At 64.6% G+C, this 20,394-nt stretch carries 15 protein-coding genes and 1 pseudogene; 9 read left to right on the forward strand and 7 right to left on the reverse strand.

What is annotated here, in order from left to right; genetic code table 11:
- Positions 1-501 precede the first annotated feature (501 nt).
- A complete protein-coding gene (locus SO156_RS04660; protein WP_458146111.1) occupies positions 502-1,857 on the forward strand; it encodes an MFS transporter in 1,356 nt (451 codons plus the stop codon).
- 324 nt (positions 1,858-2,181) lie between these two features.
- Here SO156_RS04660 and chrA read toward each other — a convergent pair whose 3' ends face one another.
- Together chrA and SO156_RS04670 are read right to left on the reverse strand one after the other, a co-directional pair.
- The gene (gene chrA / locus SO156_RS04665; RefSeq protein ID WP_498533997.1) at positions 2,182-3,567 is read right to left on the reverse strand and encodes a chromate efflux transporter; all 1,386 of its coding nucleotides are present in this window, start codon (positions 3,565-3,567) and stop codon (positions 2,182-2,184) included.
- A complete protein-coding gene (locus tag SO156_RS04670; protein WP_498533998.1) occupies positions 3,567-4,385 on the reverse strand; it encodes a chromate resistance protein ChrB domain-containing protein in 819 nt (272 codons plus the stop codon). Before SO156_RS04670 ends, chrA begins: the two co-directional genes overlap by 1 nt.
- Before the next feature lie 203 nt (positions 4,386-4,588).
- Between SO156_RS04670 and dmeF the strand changes: the two genes are divergently transcribed.
- From dmeF to SO156_RS04685, 3 genes and pseudogenes are all read left to right on the forward strand, one after another.
- Positions 4,589-5,542: a CDF family Co(II)/Ni(II) efflux transporter DmeF gene (dmeF, locus tag SO156_RS04675; RefSeq protein WP_458146114.1), complete on the forward strand. Its 954-nt coding sequence runs from the start codon at positions 4,589-4,591 to the stop codon at positions 5,540-5,542.
- Between the two features lie 99 nt (positions 5,543-5,641).
- Entirely contained in the window at positions 5,642-6,472 is an 831-nt protein-coding gene (locus tag SO156_RS04680; RefSeq protein ID WP_498533999.1) for an N-acyl homoserine lactonase family protein, read from the forward strand.
- A gap of 97 nt (positions 6,473-6,569) precedes the next feature.
- Positions 6,570-7,438: pseudogene (locus tag SO156_RS04685) on the forward strand (DMT family transporter).
- Positions 7,439-7,460: 22 nt separating this feature from the next.
- On the opposite strand, the gene SO156_RS04690 reads toward SO156_RS04685, so the two are convergent.
- The 3 genes from SO156_RS04690 to SO156_RS04700 are packed head-to-tail and all read right to left on the reverse strand — an operon-like array spanning position 7,461 to position 9,035.
- Positions 7,461-7,652, reverse strand: coding sequence for a hypothetical protein (locus SO156_RS04690; protein ID WP_458146117.1), 192 nt, complete (start codon positions 7,650-7,652; stop codon positions 7,461-7,463).
- 41 nt (positions 7,653-7,693) lie between these two features.
- Complete coding sequence (locus tag SO156_RS04695; protein ID WP_458146118.1) at positions 7,694-8,851, reverse strand: MFS transporter; 1,158 nt, start codon at positions 8,849-8,851, stop codon at positions 7,694-7,696.
- A 49-nt stretch (positions 8,852-8,900) separates the two neighbouring features.
- The gene (locus SO156_RS04700; RefSeq protein ID WP_498534000.1) at positions 8,901-9,035 is read right to left on the reverse strand and encodes a hypothetical protein; all 135 of its coding nucleotides are present in this window, start codon (positions 9,033-9,035) and stop codon (positions 8,901-8,903) included.
- Between SO156_RS04700 and SO156_RS04705 the strand changes: the two genes are divergently transcribed.
- The gene (locus SO156_RS04705; RefSeq protein ID WP_498534001.1) at positions 9,034-10,293 is read left to right on the forward strand and encodes an adenylate/guanylate cyclase domain-containing protein; all 1,260 of its coding nucleotides are present in this window, start codon (positions 9,034-9,036) and stop codon (positions 10,291-10,293) included. The two genes, SO156_RS04700 and SO156_RS04705, sit on opposite strands and share 2 nt — an antisense overlap.
- On the opposite strand, the gene SO156_RS04710 is transcribed toward SO156_RS04705, so the two are convergent.
- Positions 10,290-10,853 (reverse strand): pyridoxamine 5'-phosphate oxidase family protein, encoded by a 564-nt coding sequence (locus SO156_RS04710; protein ID WP_498534002.1) that lies wholly within the window; start codon positions 10,851-10,853, stop codon positions 10,290-10,292. The genes SO156_RS04705 and SO156_RS04710 overlap by 4 nt on opposite strands.
- Positions 10,854-10,999: 146 nt before the next feature.
- On the opposite strand from SO156_RS04710, the gene pdxR reads away from it, so the two are divergent.
- Positions 11,000-12,460, forward strand: coding sequence for a MocR-like pyridoxine biosynthesis transcription factor PdxR (gene pdxR / locus SO156_RS04715; RefSeq protein WP_498534003.1), 1,461 nt, complete (start codon positions 11,000-11,002; stop codon positions 12,458-12,460).
- Between the two features lie 29 nt (positions 12,461-12,489).
- Here the strand turns inward: pdxR and SO156_RS04720 are convergent, their stop codons facing one another.
- Entirely contained in the window at positions 12,490-13,737 is a 1,248-nt protein-coding gene (locus SO156_RS04720; protein WP_498534004.1) for an MFS transporter, read from the reverse strand.
- Positions 13,738-13,906: 169 nt separating this feature from the next.
- On the opposite strand from SO156_RS04720, the gene SO156_RS04725 reads away from it, so the two are divergent.
- From SO156_RS04725 to SO156_RS04735, 3 genes are all read left to right on the forward strand, one after another.
- Positions 13,907-15,259, forward strand: coding sequence for an Nramp family divalent metal transporter (locus SO156_RS04725; RefSeq protein ID WP_498534005.1), 1,353 nt, complete (start codon positions 13,907-13,909; stop codon positions 15,257-15,259).
- A gap of 855 nt (positions 15,260-16,114) precedes the next feature.
- Positions 16,115-19,117 carry an ATP-binding protein gene (locus SO156_RS04730; RefSeq protein WP_498534006.1) on the forward strand — a complete coding sequence of 1,001 codons (3,003 nt, stop codon included), beginning with the start codon at positions 16,115-16,117 and terminating at the stop codon, positions 19,115-19,117.
- Positions 19,114-20,391, forward strand: coding sequence for a cytochrome P450 (locus SO156_RS04735; protein ID WP_458146126.1), 1,278 nt, complete (start codon positions 19,114-19,116; stop codon positions 20,389-20,391). The genes SO156_RS04730 and SO156_RS04735 overlap by 4 nt, the downstream gene beginning before the upstream one ends.
- Positions 20,392-20,394 lie beyond the last annotated feature (3 nt).

A 20,394-nucleotide genomic window follows, 5' to 3' on the forward strand; every position in this document is an offset into this window, starting at 1 on the left:
TACAAATCTATGGACCGACCGATGTCCGCTCGGGGTCATTCGCGACTAAGCTAGGCAGTGCTCGCTACCAATCGATGTCCGCTTCAGTCTCGATAGCGACCGCTTTTGAGCAGACGCAGCAAATGACGCGAAGGCCACAAGCGGAAGTTAGAGCCGCACGGCGTGATGAGCGATAATGCCTATGGGCGGCCGGGAGGCCGCCTTTCATTTCTCGCCAGCGTTCATTGCGGAAGTTGTGCGACACGTCTCCGATGCGCTGTCGCTTTTGGTTCATTTCCAGCGGCGAGAAGCGGCCGCACCACTTCCGGGTTACCACCTCTGGGCTCCCGCCCTTCAGAACCGAATCCTTTTATCGCTGGACAGGTTCGCTCGCCGGACGCGATCGTTCGCAATGAGCGCTCATCCGCGCCGTCCTGACGGGCATTGTGTCGCAAAGCCGGGCCGGCTTCGTCAGAGGCCGGATACAGCCGGTGCCATGGTGATGATGCTGGAGGTGGTGAAATGAATTCGCGCACGACCATACAAGGCGACCAAAGGTCGATCCGCACGATCGTGGCGGCAAGCGCCATTGGTACGACCATCGAGTGGTACGACTTCCTAATCTACGCTACGGCGGCGTCGCTCGTTCTCAATAAGCTGTTTTTCCCTACCGAGGATCCGCTCGTTGGAAAGCTGATATCGATCAGCACCATCGGCGTCGGCTTCTTCGCCCGGCCGATCGGCGCCATCGTCATCAGCCATTTCGGCGATCGTCTGGGCCGGAAGGCGCCGCTGATCCTGACGCTGATGAGCATGGGCTTCGCAACGACGCTGATCGGCCTGCTTCCCACCTATTCCAGCATCGGTATCGCGGCTCCGATCCTGCTGGTCGCGTGCCGCCTGGTGCAGGGACTCGCCGTGGGCGGGGAGTGGGGCGGCGCGGTGCTGATCGTCACCGAACATTCGCCACCCCACAAGCGGGGCTTTTATGGCAGCCTGGTACAAATTGGCTTTCCGCTGGGCATGAGCCTAGGTACCGCCTCGTTCTTTGCGCTGGCCTATCTCGATGATCAGCAGTTCATGTCCTGGGGCTGGAGGCTCCCGTTCGTCGCGAGTGCCGCACTGGTGGCGATCGGAACCTTCATCAGGCTGCGGATCGACGAAACCCCGGATTTCAAGCGCGTCGTGAGCGAAGGCAAGGTCGCGCGCATACCGGTTTGGGAAGTCATAAGGCGCTATCCGAAGGACATTCTCATCGGCCTCGGCGCGCGCATCACCGAGATCTCCTGGATCTACGTGTTGACCATCTTCGGGCTGAGCTACGCCGTCACGACATTGGCACTGCCTCGGGGGCTGGTTCTTGGCAGCATCGCGCTCGGAGCGGCGGTGGAGCTGATTACCATCCCGCTGTTTGGCGCACTCTCGGACCGCATCGGCCGGCGCCCGATCTATCTTCTCGGCTGCGTCGCCGCGATCTTGCTTTCATTCCCGATTTTCTGGGCAATCGCGTCGCGTGATCCGGTCGTGGTGGTGCTTGCTTTCGTGATCGGAATGTCGGTCGGACATGGCATCATGTACGGCGTCCAGGCAAGCTTCCTCAGCGAGATGTTCCCGTCGAACCTGCGCTACAGCGGCGCGTCACTTGGATACCAGATCGCTGCACCAATCGGGGGCGGGCTGGTTCCGTTGGCCTCCGCCGCGGTCGTGGGATTCACTGGCGGCGCAACTTGGCCGGTCTCGTTGCTGATGATCCTGATCGCGTCGACGACCGTGCTCGCCGTGCTGGTTGCGCGGGAGACGGCACCGAAGCTCGTGCGTTTGCGGCCGGCCTTCGCGATCGTCGGCGATGCATCGTCAAACTCTTCGGCCATCTCCTGATGGAAGTGGTGCTTGCCGCTCCCGGTCCACCACCTTCATCGAAGGTGCGGCGACGCGAATTGCTCGTTGCGGTACAGCGACCAGCGCGCAACGGCTGGCGGGCGCCGTGCGATGCGGCGCACTGGAAGGTGCCGGCCATCGTGCCCCCTCACGGCAAGGTGGTCAGATTCTCGACGAGGTAGCCGACGCGAAAATGAGCCATGTGCGCGACAGCTTCGGCACTGTGGTAGTCACCGAATTCGGCAGGCTCGGTCCGTTGCGATTGGCCAGACTCAGCGACTGCGATGGCTGAGATTGCGGTGGACGCCGCGTCTCTCTCAGTTCCTAGATCACTCCCGCCAGCCGCAGCGCCACGCCCGCGGCGCACGATCCTGCCAGCACCGTCAGCATGCCGAGCTTGAAGCGAAAGATCGCCGTCGCGGCCGCGATCGAGAGCACAAGCGCCGCGATATCGACGGTTGCCAGCACCGGCATGTCGAAGGACAGCGGAAATGCGTGCACCGGAACGGTCTTGCGGAACAACGTGTGCAGCGCGAACCAGATCGAGAGGTTGAGGATCACGCCGACGACGGCCGCGGTGATCGCGCTGAGCGCGCCGGCAAGGCCCTTGTTGCCGCGCAGGAGCTCGATGTAGGGGCCGCCGACGAAGATCCAGAGGAAGCAGGGCGTGAAGGTGACCCAGGTCGCGAGCAAGCCGCCGAGCGTGCCGGCGAGCATCGGCGACAGCCCATTTGGATCGCGGAAGGCGGCCATGAAGCCCACGAATTGCAGCACCATGATGAGGGGGCCGGGCGTGGTCTCGGCCATGCCGAGTCCATCCAGCATCTCGCGCGCGCTGAGCCAGTGATAGTGCTCCACCGCCTGCTGGGCGACATAGGCGAGCACGGCATAGGCGCCGCCGAAGGTGACCAGCGCCATCTTGGAAAAGAACAGCGCGATCTGGCTGAACACGCTGGCCTCGCCGAGCGCGGCGAGCAGGGCGATCATTGGGATCAGCCAGAGTGCGAGCCATAACGCGCCGACACGGATCGCGCGCGCGGTGTCGGGACGGATATGATCGGGCGCGGCTTCGCCGAGCATGCTGTCGATCACGGCGGTGTTGCTGCCATGGCCGTGCGCTGCGGGCGCGAATTCGCTCCGGCCGGATCGCGCGCCGACGTAGCCGATCACGCCGGCGGTGACGATGATGACCGGGAAGGGGACGGCGAAGAAGAAGATCGCAACGAAGGCTGCACCCGCGAGCGCGATCATGATGCGGTTCTTCAGCGCGCGCTTGCCGACGCGCACCACGGCTTCGAGGACGATGGCGAGCACGGCGGCCTTCAGGCCAAAGAACAGCGCCTCGACGAAGCTGACATTGCCGAAGGCAGCATAGACGTAGCTGAGGCCCATGATGGCGATGATGCCGGGCAGGATGAAGAGCCCGCCCGCCATCAACCCGCCGGCCGTCCGGTGCATCAGCCAGCCGACATAGGTCGCAAGCTGCTGCGCCTCCGGTCCCGGCAGCAGCATGCAGTAGTTCAGCGCATGCAGGAAACGGCCTTCGGAGATCCAGTTCTTCTCCTCGACCAGGATGCGATGCATGACAGCGATCTGGCCGGCGGGGCCGCCGAAGCTCAGCACGGCGACCCTCAGCCAGACGCGAAAGGCTTCGTTGAAGCTGATGCCGTGACCGGCATCAGCTCCTGCGTGGACATTGCGGGTATCCATCACGCCTTCACTTTGTTGGTCGGCCAGTTGTGGGTCTCGGTGGTGGCGTCGCGGCACCAGCGGTAGAAGGCATCGTAGAGCAGCATGCCGGCCTCGAGCTGCGCGAGGTCCTCATCAAACATCCGCGACAGCCCGAGCGAGGCTGCGAGCAGGCCCGGAGCTTCCGGAGCAAGATCGGGCCGCGCGGTGTCGGCGCCGCGCACCAGGGTCGCGAGCCGCTGCAAGGGCGGGGTCGAAAGCCCGAACTCCTCGACCATGACGTCGAAGGTGCAGAGCGCGCCACGGTGGCTCCAGAACACGTTCTCGATGTCGAAGGGCGCGGCACTGAAGCGCTCGCCGACGCCGACGACTTCGGACGGCGCGACGTACAGGATCACCGCATTGGGATCGACGAAGCGGCGGATCAGCCAGGGGCAGGCGATGCGATCGACCTTCGGCCGTGCCCGCGTTACCCAGACGGTGCGACCCCTGGCATCCCGCTTCGGCAACTTGCTGGTGTCGACAAGCGGCAGTTTTGCCGCTTTCCAGCCCTCAAAGCCGCCCTCCAGCGTCTCTGCCTTGACGCCGAGTTGCCGGAGCCAGGCCGCCGTGCCTTGCGCGAGCTTTTCGCCGCGCAGGCAGGAGACGATGACCGAACGGCCGGCGAACTCGTTGCCCCAATCCGGAACCTTGTCGTGGCTGAGCTTGATGGAGCCCGGGATCAGCCGCCGGTCGGCGGCATAGTCCTCCTCGGTTCGAACGTCGATCAGGGCAGGAGCATTCGCCGTGCCGATCAGCCGCGCCAATTTGTCAGAAGATATCGTCGTGAAAGTAGACATGATGCGTCCTCGTAAAGAGTGAACGGGACGCGATACTTGGGCATGTCGCCTCGTGGGGAGATCGCTCAAATCCCCATGCCTCGCATTACAGCGAAACTGCGAGTGACTGTCAATCGCGGGTTTGACCGGCAATCGGCCTTAGAAAGTTCTGCTGCCGGAGCCTATATTCCCGGCAAATGGATTCCTTCTCGGAGATATGTCCGATGCACTCACATTCCATCGAGCAATGGACGCACGAGCATGCGTTCCTCGGCGAAAAGCATGACGAGAACGAGCGGCGCACCTGGTTCGTGGTGGCGCTGACGCTCATCATGATGGTCGGCGAGATCGTCGCCGGCTCGCTGTTCGGCTCGATGGCGCTGCTCGCCGACGGCTGGCACATGGGAACGCATGCGGCGGCGCTCGGGATCGCGGCGTTCGCCTATCTCTTCGCGCGCCAGCACGTTGGCAACGCGCATTTCACGTTCGGCACCGGCAAGTTCGGCGATCTCGCCGCCTTTTCCAGCGCGATCATCCTGGGGCTGATCGCGGTCCAGATCGCCTATGAGAGCGTGCTGCGGCTGGTCTCGCCGGTGCCGATCGTCTATGGCGAGGCGATCGCGGTGGCGGTGCTCGGCCTCTGCGTCAATCTCGTCAGCGCGTGGCTGCTGCGCGACAGCCATGAGCATCACCATCACGGCCATGCGCATGATGACGACGATCACGACCATGATCATCATCATCATCACCATCATCATGACCACAATCTCCGCGCCGCCTACGTCCATGTCATGGCGGATGCGGCGACCTCGGTGCTCGCGATCGGCGCGCTCGTCGTCGCCATGTACTCGGGTTGGGCGTGGGCCGATCCGGCCGTCGGCTTGATCGGCAGCGTGGTGATTGCGAGCTGGGCGTTCGGCCTGATCAAAGCCTCGGGCGCGGTGCTGCTCGACGTCAGGGCCGACGAGAAGCTGGAAAGGGTCATCCGCGCGCGCATGGAGGTGGGCGAGGACCGCGTCACCGACCTGCATCTCTGGCAAGTCGGCCCAGGCCACCGTGCCGTGCTGGTCTCGCTCGTCTCAGACCAGCCCAAGCAGCCGGTCGTCTACAAGAAACGGCTCGCGGGACTGAAGGGCCTCAGCCATGTCACCGTCGAGGTGGAAACCTGCCCACATTGACGTGTTCGGGCGGGCGGGAATTCCCTGGCGTGGTCGGGGTTTTCTGAGCGGTCACGGATGCGTCGCCAGCGCGTCGCCTCCGAAAAATGAGGAACCAGAATGATGCTCCGGATCAGCTTCGCTCTTGCCGCCATCGCGTTCGCCTTGCTTACCCAAACCGCCTCGGCCCAGTCGGAAAAGCCCGGTGTCGAAAGGCTCTACATCCTCAATTGCGGGGAGGGGGCCACCAGTGACGTGTCGCGCTGGACGCCCGGCATGAATGAGGGCAAGCCGATGGAGTTCGTCGATAGTTGCTACCTCATCAAGCACAGCCAGGGCTGGTTCCTCTGGGATACCGGCGTCCCGGATGCGGTTGCATCGATGCCCAATGGCCTCGTTCCCTCCGACCCGAAGGCGACGGTCTGGCGCCGGCCGAAGACGCTTCTCGCGCAACTCGAACAGCTCGGCCTCAAACCGAGCGACATCAAATGGATGGCGGTGTCGCACACCCATCCCGACCACACCGGCAACGTCGAGATGTTTCCGCAGGCCGTCCTTCATGTTCAGAGGGCTGAATATGAGTGGCCCGGCCCCAACAACGAGCCGCGCTTCAAGCCGTCACATCCCGTCGTGTTGCTCGACGGCGACAAGGACGTGTTCGGCGACGGCAGCCTGACCATTCTCGCAACGCCCGGCCATACCCCGGGCCACCAGTCGTTGCTGGTGAAACTGCCGAAAACCGGCGCGGTAGTGCTGTCCGGCGACGCCGTGCACTTCAAAAGCAACTGGGGCAACCGCGTGGTGCCCAGCATGAATACCAGCAAGGACCAGACGCTTGCTTCGATGCAGAAAATCGCCGACGTGCTTGCCAAGGAGAAAGCGCAGCTCTGGATCAACCACGACAAGGCGCAGCGAGATAGCCTGAAGATGGCGCCGGAGTTTTACGACTGAAGTCGCCCTGGCAGCGGATGAGGCTGCTGCCACCATGCTGTCAGCAGGACGCTGCTAACAGTCCGCCAAACTGGCTTCGCGATGGGAGTGAGCAGGCTTGGGCGAATGGGCGGGCGTTGCGATCGCGCTTCTGTCCAGCAGCATCGGCGGCACCGCGGCGGCGATCACGCGCTACCTCGTCGGTGGTGCAGATCCGATCCTGCTCGCGGTCCTGCGCTGGGGAATCGGATTTGTCTGCCTGCTGCCGGTTGCGCTGCTGTTGCGCGTGCGATGGCCGATGGGGCGCGACCTGCCGGCGGTTCTGCTGCTCGGCCTCAGCTTCTTCGGCCTGTTCTTCATCCTCTACAACATCGCGATCTCCTACACGACCGCGGCGCGGGCTAGCCTTGCGCTTGCAACGCTTCCGCTTCACACCATGGTGGTCGGCGCGCTCCTTGGCCTCGAGCGCCTGACGGCGCGCAAGGCGCTCGGCGTCGGCGTTGCCGTGGTTGGCGTCGTGGCCGCGCTCGCGACGGGCCTGGCGCAAAGCCCGCCCGGAGCCTGGCGCGGCGAGTTGCGGCCGTGTTCTGCATGGCCTTCTACAACGTGTGGTCCCGCCCGTTGATGCAGCGCTCGAGCGCGCTCGGCTTCCTGACGGTCGGGATGGGGGCAGGGGCTGTCGCCCTGGTGCTGGTCGGCCTCTTGCGCGGCAGCTTCGCAGCGCTCGATCATTTCACGACCGCGCAGTGGATCGCCGGCGTCTATCTCGGCATCGGCGGCGGAGCACTCGCTTTCATCCTCTGGGTCCGGGCGCTCGCGCTCGCTACGCCGACCCGTGTCGCCAACACGATGACGGTCAACCCGATCGCCGCGGCGGTGCTCGCGGCGCTCCTGATCGGCGAGCCGGTCACCCCCAATCTTCTGATCGGCCTCGTGGCGGTGTTTGCCGGCATCTGGATCGCGACTGGTGAGGCGAAGCCGGCCTGATCAGCGCTTGATCAGCGCTCGATCAGTTCCTGGGCGCCGTCACGGGCGGCGGTCCGTCCTCCGGCGCCTTCTTCGGCTTCAGGCTGCCGGCATAGAACGACAGCAGGAACACCAGCACCACGGCGGCGAGATAGACGCCATAGGCCTGCGGCGGCGTGGTCGCCCATCGCGAGAGACGCTTGAATGTGCCTGAGGGCTCGGTGTCGTCGGTCATGCCTTGCTTTTGCGCGAAAGCAGCCGCGAAGGGAAGGGGCCTCAAGAGGACCGGCGTTCGGGGTGGATCAGGAACAGTGCCGCGAGCGCAGTGAGGCTCAGCGCCGAGGACACGATCAGGACCTTGCTGCCCATGACGTCGATCAAAAGGCCGAAGGCGAGCGGGGCCACCGCCTGAGCCATGCGCGCCGGCGCGCCGATGATACCGAGCCGGTAGCCGTAATTCTTCGGCCCGAAGATCGCGAGCGGCAGGGTGCCGCGCGCGATGGTCAGAACGCCGTTGCCCGAGCCGTGGAGAAGCGCAAAGGCGATCGCGCCGGCTGCGCCGAAGATGGCGATCACGGCGGCTCCAATCGGATGGGTGATGCAGGCAAGCCGCGTCGACCACAGCGGATGAAAGCGGCTCAGAAAGCTTGCCTCGAGAACCCGCGCGCCGACCTGCGCCGGCCCGATCAAGGCGCCCGCGGCAATTGCCTCGACGGGGGTCGCGCCGGTGGCCTCGAGGATACGCGGGAAATGCACCGCCATCGCGCCGGTGACGGTCCAGGCCGCGGCGAAGACGAGGGCCAGAAGGATCATGGTGCGGTCGAGCGGGATATGCGGCTTGACGGCCCTCGTCGCCGCCTCCTTGGCGCCCTTCACCTTCGGCAGCATCAGGAGGTTGAGTGGCAGGCCAATCAGGATGTGGGCGGCCGCCCAGGCAAAGCAGGTGTTGCGCCATCCGATATGCGCAAGGCCCCAGGCCGTCAGCGGCCAGCCGACGGTCGAGGCAAATCCCGCCATCAGCGTGATGCCGGTGATCGAGCCGCGCGCCTCGGTGCCGTAGATGCGTCCGAGCGCGGCGAAGGCAGCGTCATAGAGTCCGAGCGCCATACCGATGCCGAGCACGAGCCAGGCGATTGCCATCATCGGCACCGAGGTCGAGAAGCCGAGCAGCACGAGGCCGCCCGCAATCGTCAGGTTCGAGGCCGACAGCACCTGCCGTCCGCCGACGAGATCGATCCGCCGCCCGATGCGCGGGCCGAGCATGGCCGAGATCACCAGCGAGGCGGAGAAGGCGCCAAAGATCCAGTTGGAGGAGACGCCGAGATCGCGCCCGATCGGATCGGCGAGGATGGCAGGCAGGTAATAGCTCGAAGCCCAGGCCAGGGTCTGTGTGGTGCCGAGCGCCAGAATGACCGGAAGCTGTCGCTGGCTCATGTGCTTGCGTTGATCTCAGCGTTTCTCGTCGTCGCCGGCATCGGTAACATCAATCCGCTTTTGCCTCCGCGGCGCGGGCGGCGTCAACACCGCCGAGGGCATATTCGATCTGCGGCATGCGGGATGCTGCGCGAGGTGAGGCCCGCCTTTCGTCCGTCACGAAGGTGCGGCTATAATGCCCCATGGAATTGACCTCCCGCCTCGAACTGATCAACTGGCTGACCGTCCAGGGGCTCACCGGACTGCCCGAGATCGAGATGCTGCGCGGCTTCTGCGAGCGCTGCCGCGGCGAAGGGATCGAGCTGTCGCGCGGGCTCGTCGTCATCGACACGCTGCACCCGATCTATGAGGGGCGCGCCTTCCGTTGGAGCGATGTGCCGTCCAATGAGAGCGACGTCTTCGAGTATGGATCGACGGCTGAGGGCGATCCGGCCAAGAACTGGCGCCGTTCGGTATTCTATCATCTGCTCGAGCACGGCGAGGACGAGATGCAGCTCGATCTCGCGGGCGCCGCATCGCTCGACTTCTCGCAAATTGGCGAGCTCGCGGAAAAAGGCCACCGGCATATCCTCGCCTTCGTGCATCGCTTCGGTGAGTCCGGCGCGCTCGGCCAGATGGACTGCCTGTATTCCTACTGGACGACGCGGCGGCCCGAGGGCTTTGCCGAGAGCGAGCTCGCGGCGCTGCGCGATCTCGTGCCGGTGCTGGGGCTCACGGTCAAATCCGCCCAGCAGGTCGATATCGTGCGCACGCTTGGGCGCGTCTATCTCGGCCGTGATGCTTCCGAGCAGGTGCTGCGCGGGCGCATCTCGCGCGGTGTCACCGAGCGCATCAACGCCGTGCTCTGGTATTCGGACTTGCGCGGCTCGACCGGGATCAGCGAGAGCATCGGACCCGACGAGATCATTCCGTTCCTCAACGACTACGCACAGGCCGTGATCGATGCGATCTACGAAGCCGGCGGCGACGTGCTGAAGCTGATCGGCGACGGCGTCCTCGCGATGTTCACCGGCGAGGACATGGCGGGTGCCCGCCGCGCGGCGCTGCGGGCCGAGCATCTATTCCGCAAGAACATCGTGGCGCTGAATGCGAAGCGGGCCGCCGACGGCCGCCCGACCACCTCGGCCTATATTGGCTTGCATGTCGGCGAGGTCTTCTACGGCAATATCGGCAGCGAGGACCGGCTCGATTTCACGGTTGTCGGGCCAACGGTCAACGAGGTCAGCCGCATCGCCTCGATGAGCCGCTCGGTCGATCGCGAGCTGCTCGCATCGGCGGAGTTTTACGCGGGACTCGATGCGGCGGGTCGCCGCTATCTCGTCTCGACCGGCCGCTACGCGCTGCGTGGCATCGGCCGCGCGCAGGATCTCTATACGCTCGACCCGGACATCGACACGAACGAGCCGGTGACGGGCAGCTACGAGCGGTATCTGGCGGGTTAGGGGCCGTCCGCGGGGAACGAGGCGTTCGGTGTTTTCGTCCGATCCTTTGCGGGCCATTGTTCGGAACGCGGCGGCATCGAAGTCTCCTTGCCGGTGCTGCGCTCAACGGTGATCGCATAGACGGTAATGAGATCGAGCCGCGGAAAGAATCCCTTGGGGCGCGTTGTTTCCGGCTTGCCGTATTTGACCATCAACGCCTCGCAGAACCGCTGCTTGACGTCCCTGTCGTCTACGACCCTGATACGGCCGAACAGGCATATGCTTCGATAGGCGAGACCGGAATCGCATTCAAAGCGGCCATAGTCGAAGACACCGTCGTGCTCATCAATCTCGAAGCAGACGCGCCGGTCCCGCTCGATGTTGGTGCGCAGATGTCCTCTGGCACCTGTCGTGTGCAGATACACCTCGTTGTCGATCCAGAGATAGAGCAGCGGGATGCAGTAGGGGAAACCGTCCTCGCTGACTGTCGCGAGACGGCCACTATAACCTTGTGCCAGCATCTCCAGCATCCGCTCGTGCGACATGGCGCGGTCTGCGCGACGGATCTGCGGTGAGCTCATGGTTGGGGACACTCCGTGCCATCGTTCGAATGAACGGGAATTTCCTCGTTATCCGAAATTGGATAGGATATTTTGTGGTCTTATGGAAAGATCCACTTGGTCTCGTTGAGGCATACCACCTGCGGTGCACAGTTGGGGAAGGACACGTGAAGAGCCGGCAAAGCTGGGCAGAGCTTTATGCGTTCGAGGTGGATCGCGCGGCAGATACGCCCGTATTCCGCCAGATTTATCTGCGGCTGCGATCGGCGATCTTGTCGGGAGCGCTCCGTCCCGCGACCAAGCTGCCCTCGACACGCGAGCTCGCAACGCAACTAAGCGTTTCGCGCTCCGCAATCGTCTCGGCTTTCGAGCAGCTTCTTGCCGAGGGCTATGCCGTCGGCAAGAGAGGCGCCGGGACCTACGTTGCCTTCGATCTTCCTGAACCGTTCGCGGCCTTTCAGGGCCGAAAGGTGCGGCCTGCATCGGCCGTCGCCACCTTCGCGGAGCTTGGCGATTTCGTCGACGTGACGGCGCGAGACGATGAACGTCCCTTCAACCTGGGGCGGACCTTGCTGGACGCGCGTAGCGCCGAATTGTGGCGCAAGCTCACCGCGCGCACGCTGCGCTCGTTTGAGCGGCATCATCTCGGCTATGGCGATCCACGCGGCTTGCCGGAGCTGCGCAAGTCGCTCTGCGATTATCTTGAGGCCGCCCGCGGAGTGCGCTGCGAGCCGGACCGGATCGTGCTCACTGCAGGCACGCAACAAGCCGTGGACATCGTGGCCCGCATCATGCCGGGGCCGGACAAGGAGGTCTGGATCGAAGATCCCGGCTACAGCTTGACCCGTCTTGCGCTGGTCGCGGCAGGCGCGAAGGTTTGTCCCATCCCGGTTGATCAGCACGGCCTGAACGTCGCCGAGGGCATTCGTCGCGCGCCCAAAGCACGCGCGGTGTTCATAACGGCCTCGCATCAGTTTCCCAGGGGCGTGCCGCTGTCGATGGCACGCCGCCTCGAACTGCTTGGCTGGGCCCGAGAGTCGGGCGCCTGGATCTTCGAGGACGACTACGCCAGCGAATTCCGCTACGGCGGCCGGCCACTCGCCTCGCTTCAGGGCCTCGATGAGGCCGGGCGCGTGATTTACGTCGGAACTCTCAACAAGGCGCTCTTCCCGGGACTTCGGCTCGGCTACGCAGTCGTGCCGGATTCACTCATGCGGAACTTCGTCGCCGCGCGCTATCTGATGGACCGCCAGCCGTCGAGCCTCTGCCAGGCGGTCGTCGCCGCCTTCATGGAGGAGGGTCATTTTGCGGCTCACATCCGCAGAATGCGGGAGGTGTACCGCCTTCAGCGAGATGCGCTCGTCGCGGCTCTCAGGCGCCGGCTGGCCGACCACCTGAGCGTCGAACCACCGGACCAGGGGATGCATCTGGTCGCCTACACGCGACCGGGAGTGTCGGACGTGACGATCGAACGGCAGGCGCGCGAGCACGGCGTCGTCGTTCGCGCGATGAGCCGCCTCTACGTTGAGGCGCCGGCGCAATCGGCGCTGATGCTGGGCTTCAGCGGTTATCCGCGCCACATCATTGCGCCGGCGATTGCGCGTCTGGCGCGAGCCTTCTATCGATAAACGAGTAACCGTCTTCCGCCCGGGCCCGATCAGCAAGCGCGCGGCACGGCACCGTCCTGGACCATCTCCGGCTGCCGGTCCAGCGCGACCGCCGGCGAGAGCCAGATCACCAGCGCCTGCACCGCGAAGATCGCGGCTGCGAGATAGAGGCACGCCTCCGCGCCATAAAATCCGCCGACCATCGCACCCAGCGCCGAGCCGAGCGGGCGTGCGCCGTAGCTCATGATGTTGATGGCGGAGACACGGCCGAGCAGGCGCGGCGGCGTCACCGATTGGCGCAGCGTCGTGGTCGAGATCACCCAGAGGATCGGGCCGACGCCGAGCAGAAAGAAGCTCAACGCCGGCAGCCATGCCGCGGGTACCAGCACCGTCAGCGCCATCACGAGGGCTGCAACGAACCCGGTTACCGGTCCAAGTCCGACCACCGTGCCGAAGGCGAGGCGCCGCATCACTCGCGTCGCGACCAATGCGCCGATCACCATGCCGACTCCATACATCGCGAGCACCACACCGACGCCGGTCGCGGACAGGCCGAGGTGGCGCACCGCGTAGGGAACGAACACCGCAAGCTGGAGGAACCAGCCTGTGTTGAAGATGAACTGGGTGACGAACACCGGACGCAGCAGCGGGTGATGGAAGACGAAGGCAGCGCCCTCGCGGATCTCCTGGAACGGGTGCCGTCGCGGCAGATTTGCGCGCGCTGGCTCGTAGAGGCCGGCGAGCAGCACGACGGCGATCGCAGAAAGAGCGGCGGCAAAGCCGAAGGCCGGGCTGGCGCCAAGCCAGCCGACCAGCGCGCCGCCGAGTGCGGGACCGCTCGCAAACGCGATGGTGCGCGCAAGCTCAATTCGCGCATTCGCGGCAGGCAGCAGTTCCGGTCCGACCAGCGAGGGCACCAGCGCGGGCGCCGCCACGCTGTAGACGACCGTGCCACAGACCGCGGCAAAGCCGAGCGCTGCGAGCAGCGGCAGGTTGAGTGCGCCGAGCACAATCAGGATCACGATGGCCGCGAGCGCCGCGGCCCGCAGCGCCTCGGCGCCGGCCATCAGCGCGCGCCGCGAGATGCGGTCGGCGAGCAGGCCCGCCGGAATCGCGAACAGCACGAATGGCAGGGTGAGAGCGGTCTGGAGCAGGCCGGTCTGGCCTTCGGCCACGCCCAGCGTCAGCACCGCGACGATGGGGGCGGCTGCCAGCGCGATTTGTTCCGCCGATTGCGCCGCGAGATTGGACCAGGCGAGGCGGTTGAACGTGTCCGGGAGGCGAGGGGTCGCTGACATCGGTCATTTCCTGAAAGTCGATCTGGAGGCCAGTATTCGTCCCGAAGGGCGGCCAAACCCACCCGCTTCCCGACAATCCCGGTCACGGGCTCATCCCCGGGAACCATTCCGGCTAGATGCAGTTGCAAATGAGTTGCAATAAGAGCCGAGTTCGGTATTCTTCCTGTCCATGGATGCCCGATCACCCGATCTGACCCAGGACGCAGCAGGCTGGCGCACTGACGCGCCTACCATCAAGAGCCTTGCCGAGGTGAACGGCACCGTCGCGATCCCAGCCGCCGCGGCGTGGTGGCGCCGGCTCCTCGCCTTTGTCGGCCCCGGCTATCTCGTCTCGGTCGGCTACATGGATCCCGGCAACTGGGCGACCGACCTCGCCGGCGGGTCGAAGTTTGGCTACACGCTGCTCTCGGTCATCCTGCTGTCGAACCTGATGGCGATCCTGCTCCAGTCGCTCGCCGCAAGGCTCGGCATCGTCACCGATCGCGATCTCGCGCAGGCCTGCCGCGCGACCTACTCGCCGGCGGTGAACTGGCTGCTGTGGCTGGCCTGCGAGGCGGCGATCATCGCCTGCGATCTTGCCGAGGTGATCGGCACGGCCATCGCTCTCAAGCTGCTGTTCGGCATTCCCCTGATCGGCGGCGCGCTGATCGCTGCGCTCGATGCTTTCCTCCTGCTGCTTCTGATGAACCGCGGCTTTCGTTTCCTCGAGGCCTTCGTGATGGCGCTGCTCGTCGTGATCGCGGTCTGCTTTGCGATCCAGATCGCCGCGGCGGCGCCGCCGGTAGCGGAGGTGATCCGCGGATTTGCGCCGCGGACGGAGATATTCACCAATCCCGAGATGCTCTATATCGCGATCGGCATCATCGGTGCCACCGTGATGCCGCATAATCTCTATCTGCACTCCTCGATCGTGCAGACCCGCGCCTATGAGCGGACGGACGAAGGCCGGCGCGAGGCGATCACATGGGCGACGACCGACTCCACGGTGGCGCTGATGCTGGCGCTTTTCATCAACGCCGCGATCCTGGTGGTCGCTGCCGCGACCTTCCACAAAAGCGGCCATTCCGACGTCGCCGAGATCAGCCAGGCCTTCGAGCTGCTGTCGCCGCTGCTCGGACTTGGCATCGCCTCGACCTTGTTCGCGGTGGCGCTGCTCGCCTCCGGCCTCAACTCCACTGTGACCGCGACGCTCGCCGGCCAGATCGTGATGGAAGGCTTTCTCGACTTGCGCCTGCCAAGCTGGGCGCGCCGGCTGCTCACGCGCGGCATCGCGATCGTTCCGGTGATCGTCGTCACCGCACTCTACGGCGAGCAGCGCACCGGGCAGCTCCTGGTGTTCAGCCAGGTCGTGCTGTCCATGCAGCTTCCCTTCGCGGTCATTCCGCTGGTGCGCTTTGTCTCTGACCGACGCAAGATGGGCAAGTTCGCGATTTCCCGCAGCGTCGCCGCGATTGCCTGGATCGTGGCAGGCGCCATTGTCGCTCTCAACCTTAAGTTGCTATTCGATACGCTGTTCGGGTGAGGGCGGGGCATACTCCCCCGGAAGATCAGCCGGTGCGGAAACCCGGGGATACCGTCGCCCGCGCGAAAGAGCCCTCAAAAGGCGAGAAACCGGAACGTATTCGGCCATTAGACGGAATAATTGAGCTTGGTTCGCGACCAGATCCCTGGGCCCCGGGCTTTTACGGATTCGTTCTTTTCAATTTTGGCTAGGCGCGTATAATGAATTCAATTTTTGATAGGGGCATATAATGGCGTTGGTTTTTTCAAGATGGTTTTCATCCGCCGCGGAATGATGCGCTGAGATGAGCGCGTCAAGCGCGCTTCATCAGACACATGTTCGTCGGCAACGCGCAACTTCGTCGGCGCAGGACCTTTGGTTTGAATCCATTGGTTTGATTCAGACGGCTCGGGGGCAAGATTGGCCTCGCGCCTCATAGGGCAGGACACAAATTTATTCGTTTGCATGAGGTGCCGGCATTTTTGAAATTGGCACCTGCCTAGCATGGATATGCCGCGCGAAGCGCATATCGACGTCTTGATTGTTACCCGCGGGAAGACTTTTCGCCACGTTGGTCAGGCTTCCCGCCACTCTATTTGCGCGCAGGTTCACGTCCTCAAGAGACGATGATCATGCGGATGAGCGTCGGTTATTCGTTGAAGCCATTGATGAGTGCGTAGTGCCGTGACCAGGTGTCCTGCTTGCTCCGCCCGAGTTGAACTTGAGCACCGATTCTGCTCGCAATGCGGCGCCGGCCTCAACCGTGCCGCCGACAAGTCTTCCGGGCCCTCAACCTCAGGCGCAACGGAGCGCGAGGCGCGATCCGCCGCGCAACATCCCAGCGCGCGGGCGCAACTGCTGACCGAGAACAAGCAGGTGAGCGTGCTGTTCGTCGACGTCTGCGACTCGACCTCGTTGTTGCAGCACGCGGACCCCGAGGAATCCCGGAACTACCTCGGCAGGACGCTCGACCTGCTTGCTGACGCGGTCGAAACCTTTGGAGGCACGGTCAGCCAATTGCTTGGAGACGGCCTCGTTGCATTGTTCGGCGCGCCCCGGGCACAGGAAGATCACGCCTTGCGAGCCTGCATGGCCGCTCTGAAGATGCAGAGGGCGACCATTCCCGGCCACGAAGCGCAAGGCGTCGCCAGCCCGACGCTGCGCATCGGTATCAACTCCGGTGAGGTCCTGGTCGGTATCGTCGGACAGTACCAGTGGTCGCATTACGGTGCGGACGGCCAGACGATCCACATCGCATCGCGGCTGGAGAAGCTGTCGCCGCCGGGCGGCATCTTGATCAGCGCGGCGACGCAGCGCCTGGTCGCGCAGCAGATCGACACACGGCCGGTCGGAATAAGGCCCGTGCGCGGATTGGCCGCCCCGATCGAACTTCATGAAGTCGTGGTCGAGACCGAAAGCTCGGCGGCCGCGCCGTTGACGCGAAAGCAGCGCTGGGCGCCGATGGTCGGACGTCAGGAATTGCTGACGGTGCTGGCGAGCGAGCTCGAAACGGCCATGACGGGGACCATGCGGACCGTTGGGCTGCGCGGTGATGCCGGCATCGGAAAGTCCCGCCTGATCGGCGATTGGACAGCCGCTCTCGCTGGCCACGGTGTGAACCTGTGCGTCGCGCAGGCGAGAGGCTATGCGAGTACGAGAGCCTACAACACTGCGGCTGACCTGATCGCAAGTCTGTTGGAGTTGCCTCGCACGAGCGCGACCGGCGTCAAGCAGACCGCTGTGCAGGCCCAGCTCGCGAAATGGCCGGCAGAAGGCGCCGACCACCTCTCGGCTTTGAACGATCTGCTCGGGCTGGCTGCGCCGAACGAAGCTTGGCTGGCGCTGAATCCGGCGCAAAGGCGGCGCCGTATCGGCGAGGCGCTGCTGTGGCTCGTTCGCCAGCGCGTCCGGGCAGGTCCGTTCGTGCTGGTGCTCGAGGACGTGTTTCTGGCCGACCGGGACAGCCGGCGGCTGTTCGAGGCCTTGTTGCCGCGGCTCCAGGGGCTGCCGGTCCTGATCTGCGTCAGCTACCGTCCGGATTTCGAGCATCAATGGGGGCAGACGGCGTGGTTCGCCGAGCACGTGGTCGAGCCCCTGCGCGACGTGGAGATGCTTGCCCTCGCGCGGGCCTTGCTCGGCGATGATCCTTCGCTGCTTGAGGTGACCAGCGAGCTGGTTCGCCGTGCCGACGGTAATCCCTTCTTCATGGAGCAACTGGTCATCACGCTGATCGATGACGGATCGCTGGAGGGAACGCCGGGCGCCTATCGTTTGCAGCGGCACCGCGGTGAGTTGCGGGTCCCGGGCTCAATCGCCGCCGTGATCGGGGCGCGGGTCGACAGGTTGCCGGCTGCTGCGAAGTCGGCCCTGGAGGCGGCGAGCGTTCTCGGCGATCCCATCACGCGAGAGCTGATCGCCGCCATGCAGGACGAAGACCTCGCGCGGACCGAGGAGTTGCTTGGTCTTTGCGTCTCGTCCGGCTTGCTGACGAGCCCCGATTCCACGGGGCGTCCGCTGGAGCAGCACGCATTCGTGTTCCGTCATGCGCTGGTCAGAGACGTCGTGCTCGGAGCGCTGACGCGCGCCCGCCTCAAGGCGCTGCATCGGCTCGCCTTCCTCGCCTTGCAGTCGCAGCCCGGTGCCGAGGACGCCGATGCCGCGCCAGCTCTGGCCCATCACGCCTTCAAGGGCGAGGAATGGGAGCATGCGGCAAGATACGGCGTGAAGTCGATGGCGCGGGCCATCTCGCGCTCGGCCAATCAGGAAGCCCTGCAACTGTTCGAAATGGGCATCGAGGCAGCTCGCCGCGCCGGCGGCACGCGGACTGCGCAGGGCCTTGAACTTGCGCTCCGGCTGGAAGCCATCGGCGCCATGATGGCGCTCGGGCACATCGACGAGATCTTCAGCAATATGGAGCGCGCCGAGACCCTTGCCGCACAGTTGGACGACCAACCCGCGCGCGCATCGGTTTCGACGCAGACGGCGGTGTTTCTGTGGATGCGCGGACGCTTCGAACAGGGGCTGCGGCATGCCACGCACGGCCTGGAAGCGGCCCGCCTTGCCCAACGTCGCCACATGGCGATGGCGGCGCGTCAGGCGCGCCTCCTGCACTTTCACGCTCTCGGGCGGTATTCGGAGGCGGCCGCGGAAGGCCGTGTCCTGCTGGCCGACTACGCGCCTGAGTTGGCTGAGCACTACGTCCAACCCGGATGGGCTGTCATCCCCATCATCAACCTGTACGCATTCCATGCCAGCACGCTATGGCGCCTTGGCGATTGCGAAGCCGGGCACGAGGTCTGCGCTCGCGCCTATGAGATTTTGTCCAAGGTCGATCATCCGTATTCGCGTCTGATAGTCGACACGGTCCAGGCACAGATCTGGGTCGAGGAGGAGGAACTCGATAGTGCGGAGGCCTTGATGCGCACGGCCGTGCAGCAATGCATCGCGCACAAGGTGCCGACCACGCTGGCGGCTTGCTGCGGAGTGCTCGGCATTGCGCTTGCGCGCAATGGCAAGGCCTCCGAAGCGGTCTCGGTGCTGGAGAAGGGCTTCGCTGACCGCATCTACGACGCGGCCAATCCTTACGGCAGGACGTTCATGCGTGTCGGCCTCGGTATTGCCTATCGCGCGCTCGGACGGCTGGACGATGCGATCAGCACCGGACGCAAGGCAGTCGACCAGGCGGGCGAACAGTACGGGCACCGGACGGAAGCCCTTTACGAACTGGCCGTGACGCTGCGGCGCGCGGGCGACGAGCCAGCGGCCGAAGCGTGCTTCGCACAGACATCCGAGGCGGCGCGTCGTCTCGGCATGCCCTACTACCAGAAGCGCGCCGTTGCAGCGCTTGCAAAGCGACAAGAGGATTGGCACCCAGCATGAAACTCTCGATGTATGAACCCGATGCCTTGTCGCCGGGAGCCCGCAATCTCTCCTATGGCGCCTTTTGCTGGCTCAATCGTCACATCATCGTCCTGCGCGCGTTCGGCGCTTTGCTTAGGCGCTGGCCCTCGTTGGGCGGCAGCATGGTGGCCCGCGCCAGCGCAGTCAAAGGTGTGCTGACAAGAACGCGAAGCTTTTCCAACACCGCGCACGAGGCCAACATGGTCTCCGGGACCTATCTGATCGGCATGGATCCAGGTCCCACCTACGAAGCCGACAGGGATCTGGTCCATGAGCGCTTGGCCGCTCTGAAGGTTCCGGTCGACTCTGATGCCGAGGCCCAGCGGCGGATCAATACTCTGAGCCAACCCGGAGCGGGCGCCTTCGATCTGATCGATGATTACCTGATGTGGGTCGTGTTTCATGCCATGCGGCCTCTGTTTGGAACGGCAACGGGCGCCGTGGTTGCGGGCTCGGCGACCGGAGCCGCGCAAGGCAATGTCGATCAAGGCCTGCAACGACAATATCTCCTGGAAATCCGATATGTCGCTGGGCAGCTCTTGGCCGGCAGCTTGGCGACATTAGGGGTTCGGCGGCGGGCGGAAACCTGTGGTGATGCGCTGCAGGCGCGGATCGGTCGCGTAACCGGCTCCGTCGGCACGGCGTGGGGTGTCACAAGCTCCACTGCGAACATTGAACGAAACGCGGTGGGCCTTGCCTGGATCTCGCATCCGGTCACGGTGCAGTCAGGCGCTCTTGCCGTGCAGGAGCTCCTGGGACGGCCGAAGGTCTACGAACAGCTAAGATCGCATGCCAAAAGTCTTGGCGCGTCCGTCTGGACCGACGCCAGTTTCCGCAACGTCGTGCGCGACCATGTGCTCGAGCTGATGCGCTTCCGTCCGATCTTTCCGCTGCTTGCGCGCGATGTGCCGCGGGATACCGAAGTCGAGACGGGCGCGCGGCGCAATGCCAAATGTCCAGGCGGCGGGAAGGTCTCGCTCTTGTCGATCGCTGCCCTCTTCGATTCAACCGCGGTTCCTGACGCCGGCAAGTTTTGCCCGCATCGCAATTGGGGCAACGAACATGCCTTGCGGTATCTGATGTTCGGATATGGCTACCGCCAATGTCCGGCCAGGGACTACGCAGTCGAGATCCTGACGAGCGCGCTGATCGGCTTGCTGACCCTGCCCGGGCTGCAGCTGGCGCGCGATGAAGGCAAAGCCATCGTGTACGACGGGCCGCTAATGGCGTGCATGCGCATGCGGATCGCGTAAGCA

The organism is Bradyrhizobium sp. UFLA05-125 (assembly GCF_059803515.1).

Excerpts from the sequence above, each read along its gene's own strand:
- SO156_RS04710 (WP_498534002.1), bottom strand. The coding sequence starts at position 10,853 with ATGAGCTCACCGCAGATCCGTCGCGCAGACCGCGCCATGTCGCACGAG.
- SO156_RS04695 (WP_458146118.1), bottom strand. The coding sequence starts at position 8,851 with ATGAGCCAGCGACAGCTTCCGGTCATTCTGGCGCTCGGCACCACACAG.
- SO156_RS04670 (WP_498533998.1), bottom strand. The coding sequence starts at position 4,385 with ATGTCTACTTTCACGACGATATCTTCTGACAAATTGGCGCGGCTGATC.
- SO156_RS04720 (WP_498534004.1), bottom strand. The coding sequence starts at position 13,737 with ATGTCAGCGACCCCTCGCCTCCCGGACACGTTCAACCGCCTCGCCTGG.
- SO156_RS04700 (WP_498534000.1), bottom strand. The coding sequence starts at position 9,035 with ATGGGGCATTATAGCCGCACCTTCGTGACGGACGAAAGGCGGGCCTCA.
- SO156_RS04690 (WP_458146117.1), bottom strand. The coding sequence starts at position 7,652 with ATGACCGACGACACCGAGCCCTCAGGCACATTCAAGCGTCTCTCGCGA.
- SO156_RS04735 (WP_458146126.1), top strand. The coding sequence starts at position 19,114 with ATGAAACTCTCGATGTATGAACCCGATGCCTTGTCGCCGGGAGCCCGC.
- SO156_RS04705 (WP_498534001.1), top strand. The coding sequence starts at position 9,034 with ATGGAATTGACCTCCCGCCTCGAACTGATCAACTGGCTGACCGTCCAG.
- SO156_RS04680 (WP_498533999.1), top strand. The coding sequence starts at position 5,642 with ATGATGCTCCGGATCAGCTTCGCTCTTGCCGCCATCGCGTTCGCCTTG.
- SO156_RS04660 (WP_458146111.1), top strand. The coding sequence starts at position 502 with ATGAATTCGCGCACGACCATACAAGGCGACCAAAGGTCGATCCGCACG.
- chrA (WP_498533997.1), bottom strand. The coding sequence starts at position 3,567 with ATGGATACCCGCAATGTCCACGCAGGAGCTGATGCCGGTCACGGCATC.
- dmeF (WP_458146114.1), top strand. The coding sequence starts at position 4,589 with ATGCACTCACATTCCATCGAGCAATGGACGCACGAGCATGCGTTCCTC.
- SO156_RS04725 (WP_498534005.1), top strand. The coding sequence starts at position 13,907 with ATGGATGCCCGATCACCCGATCTGACCCAGGACGCAGCAGGCTGGCGC.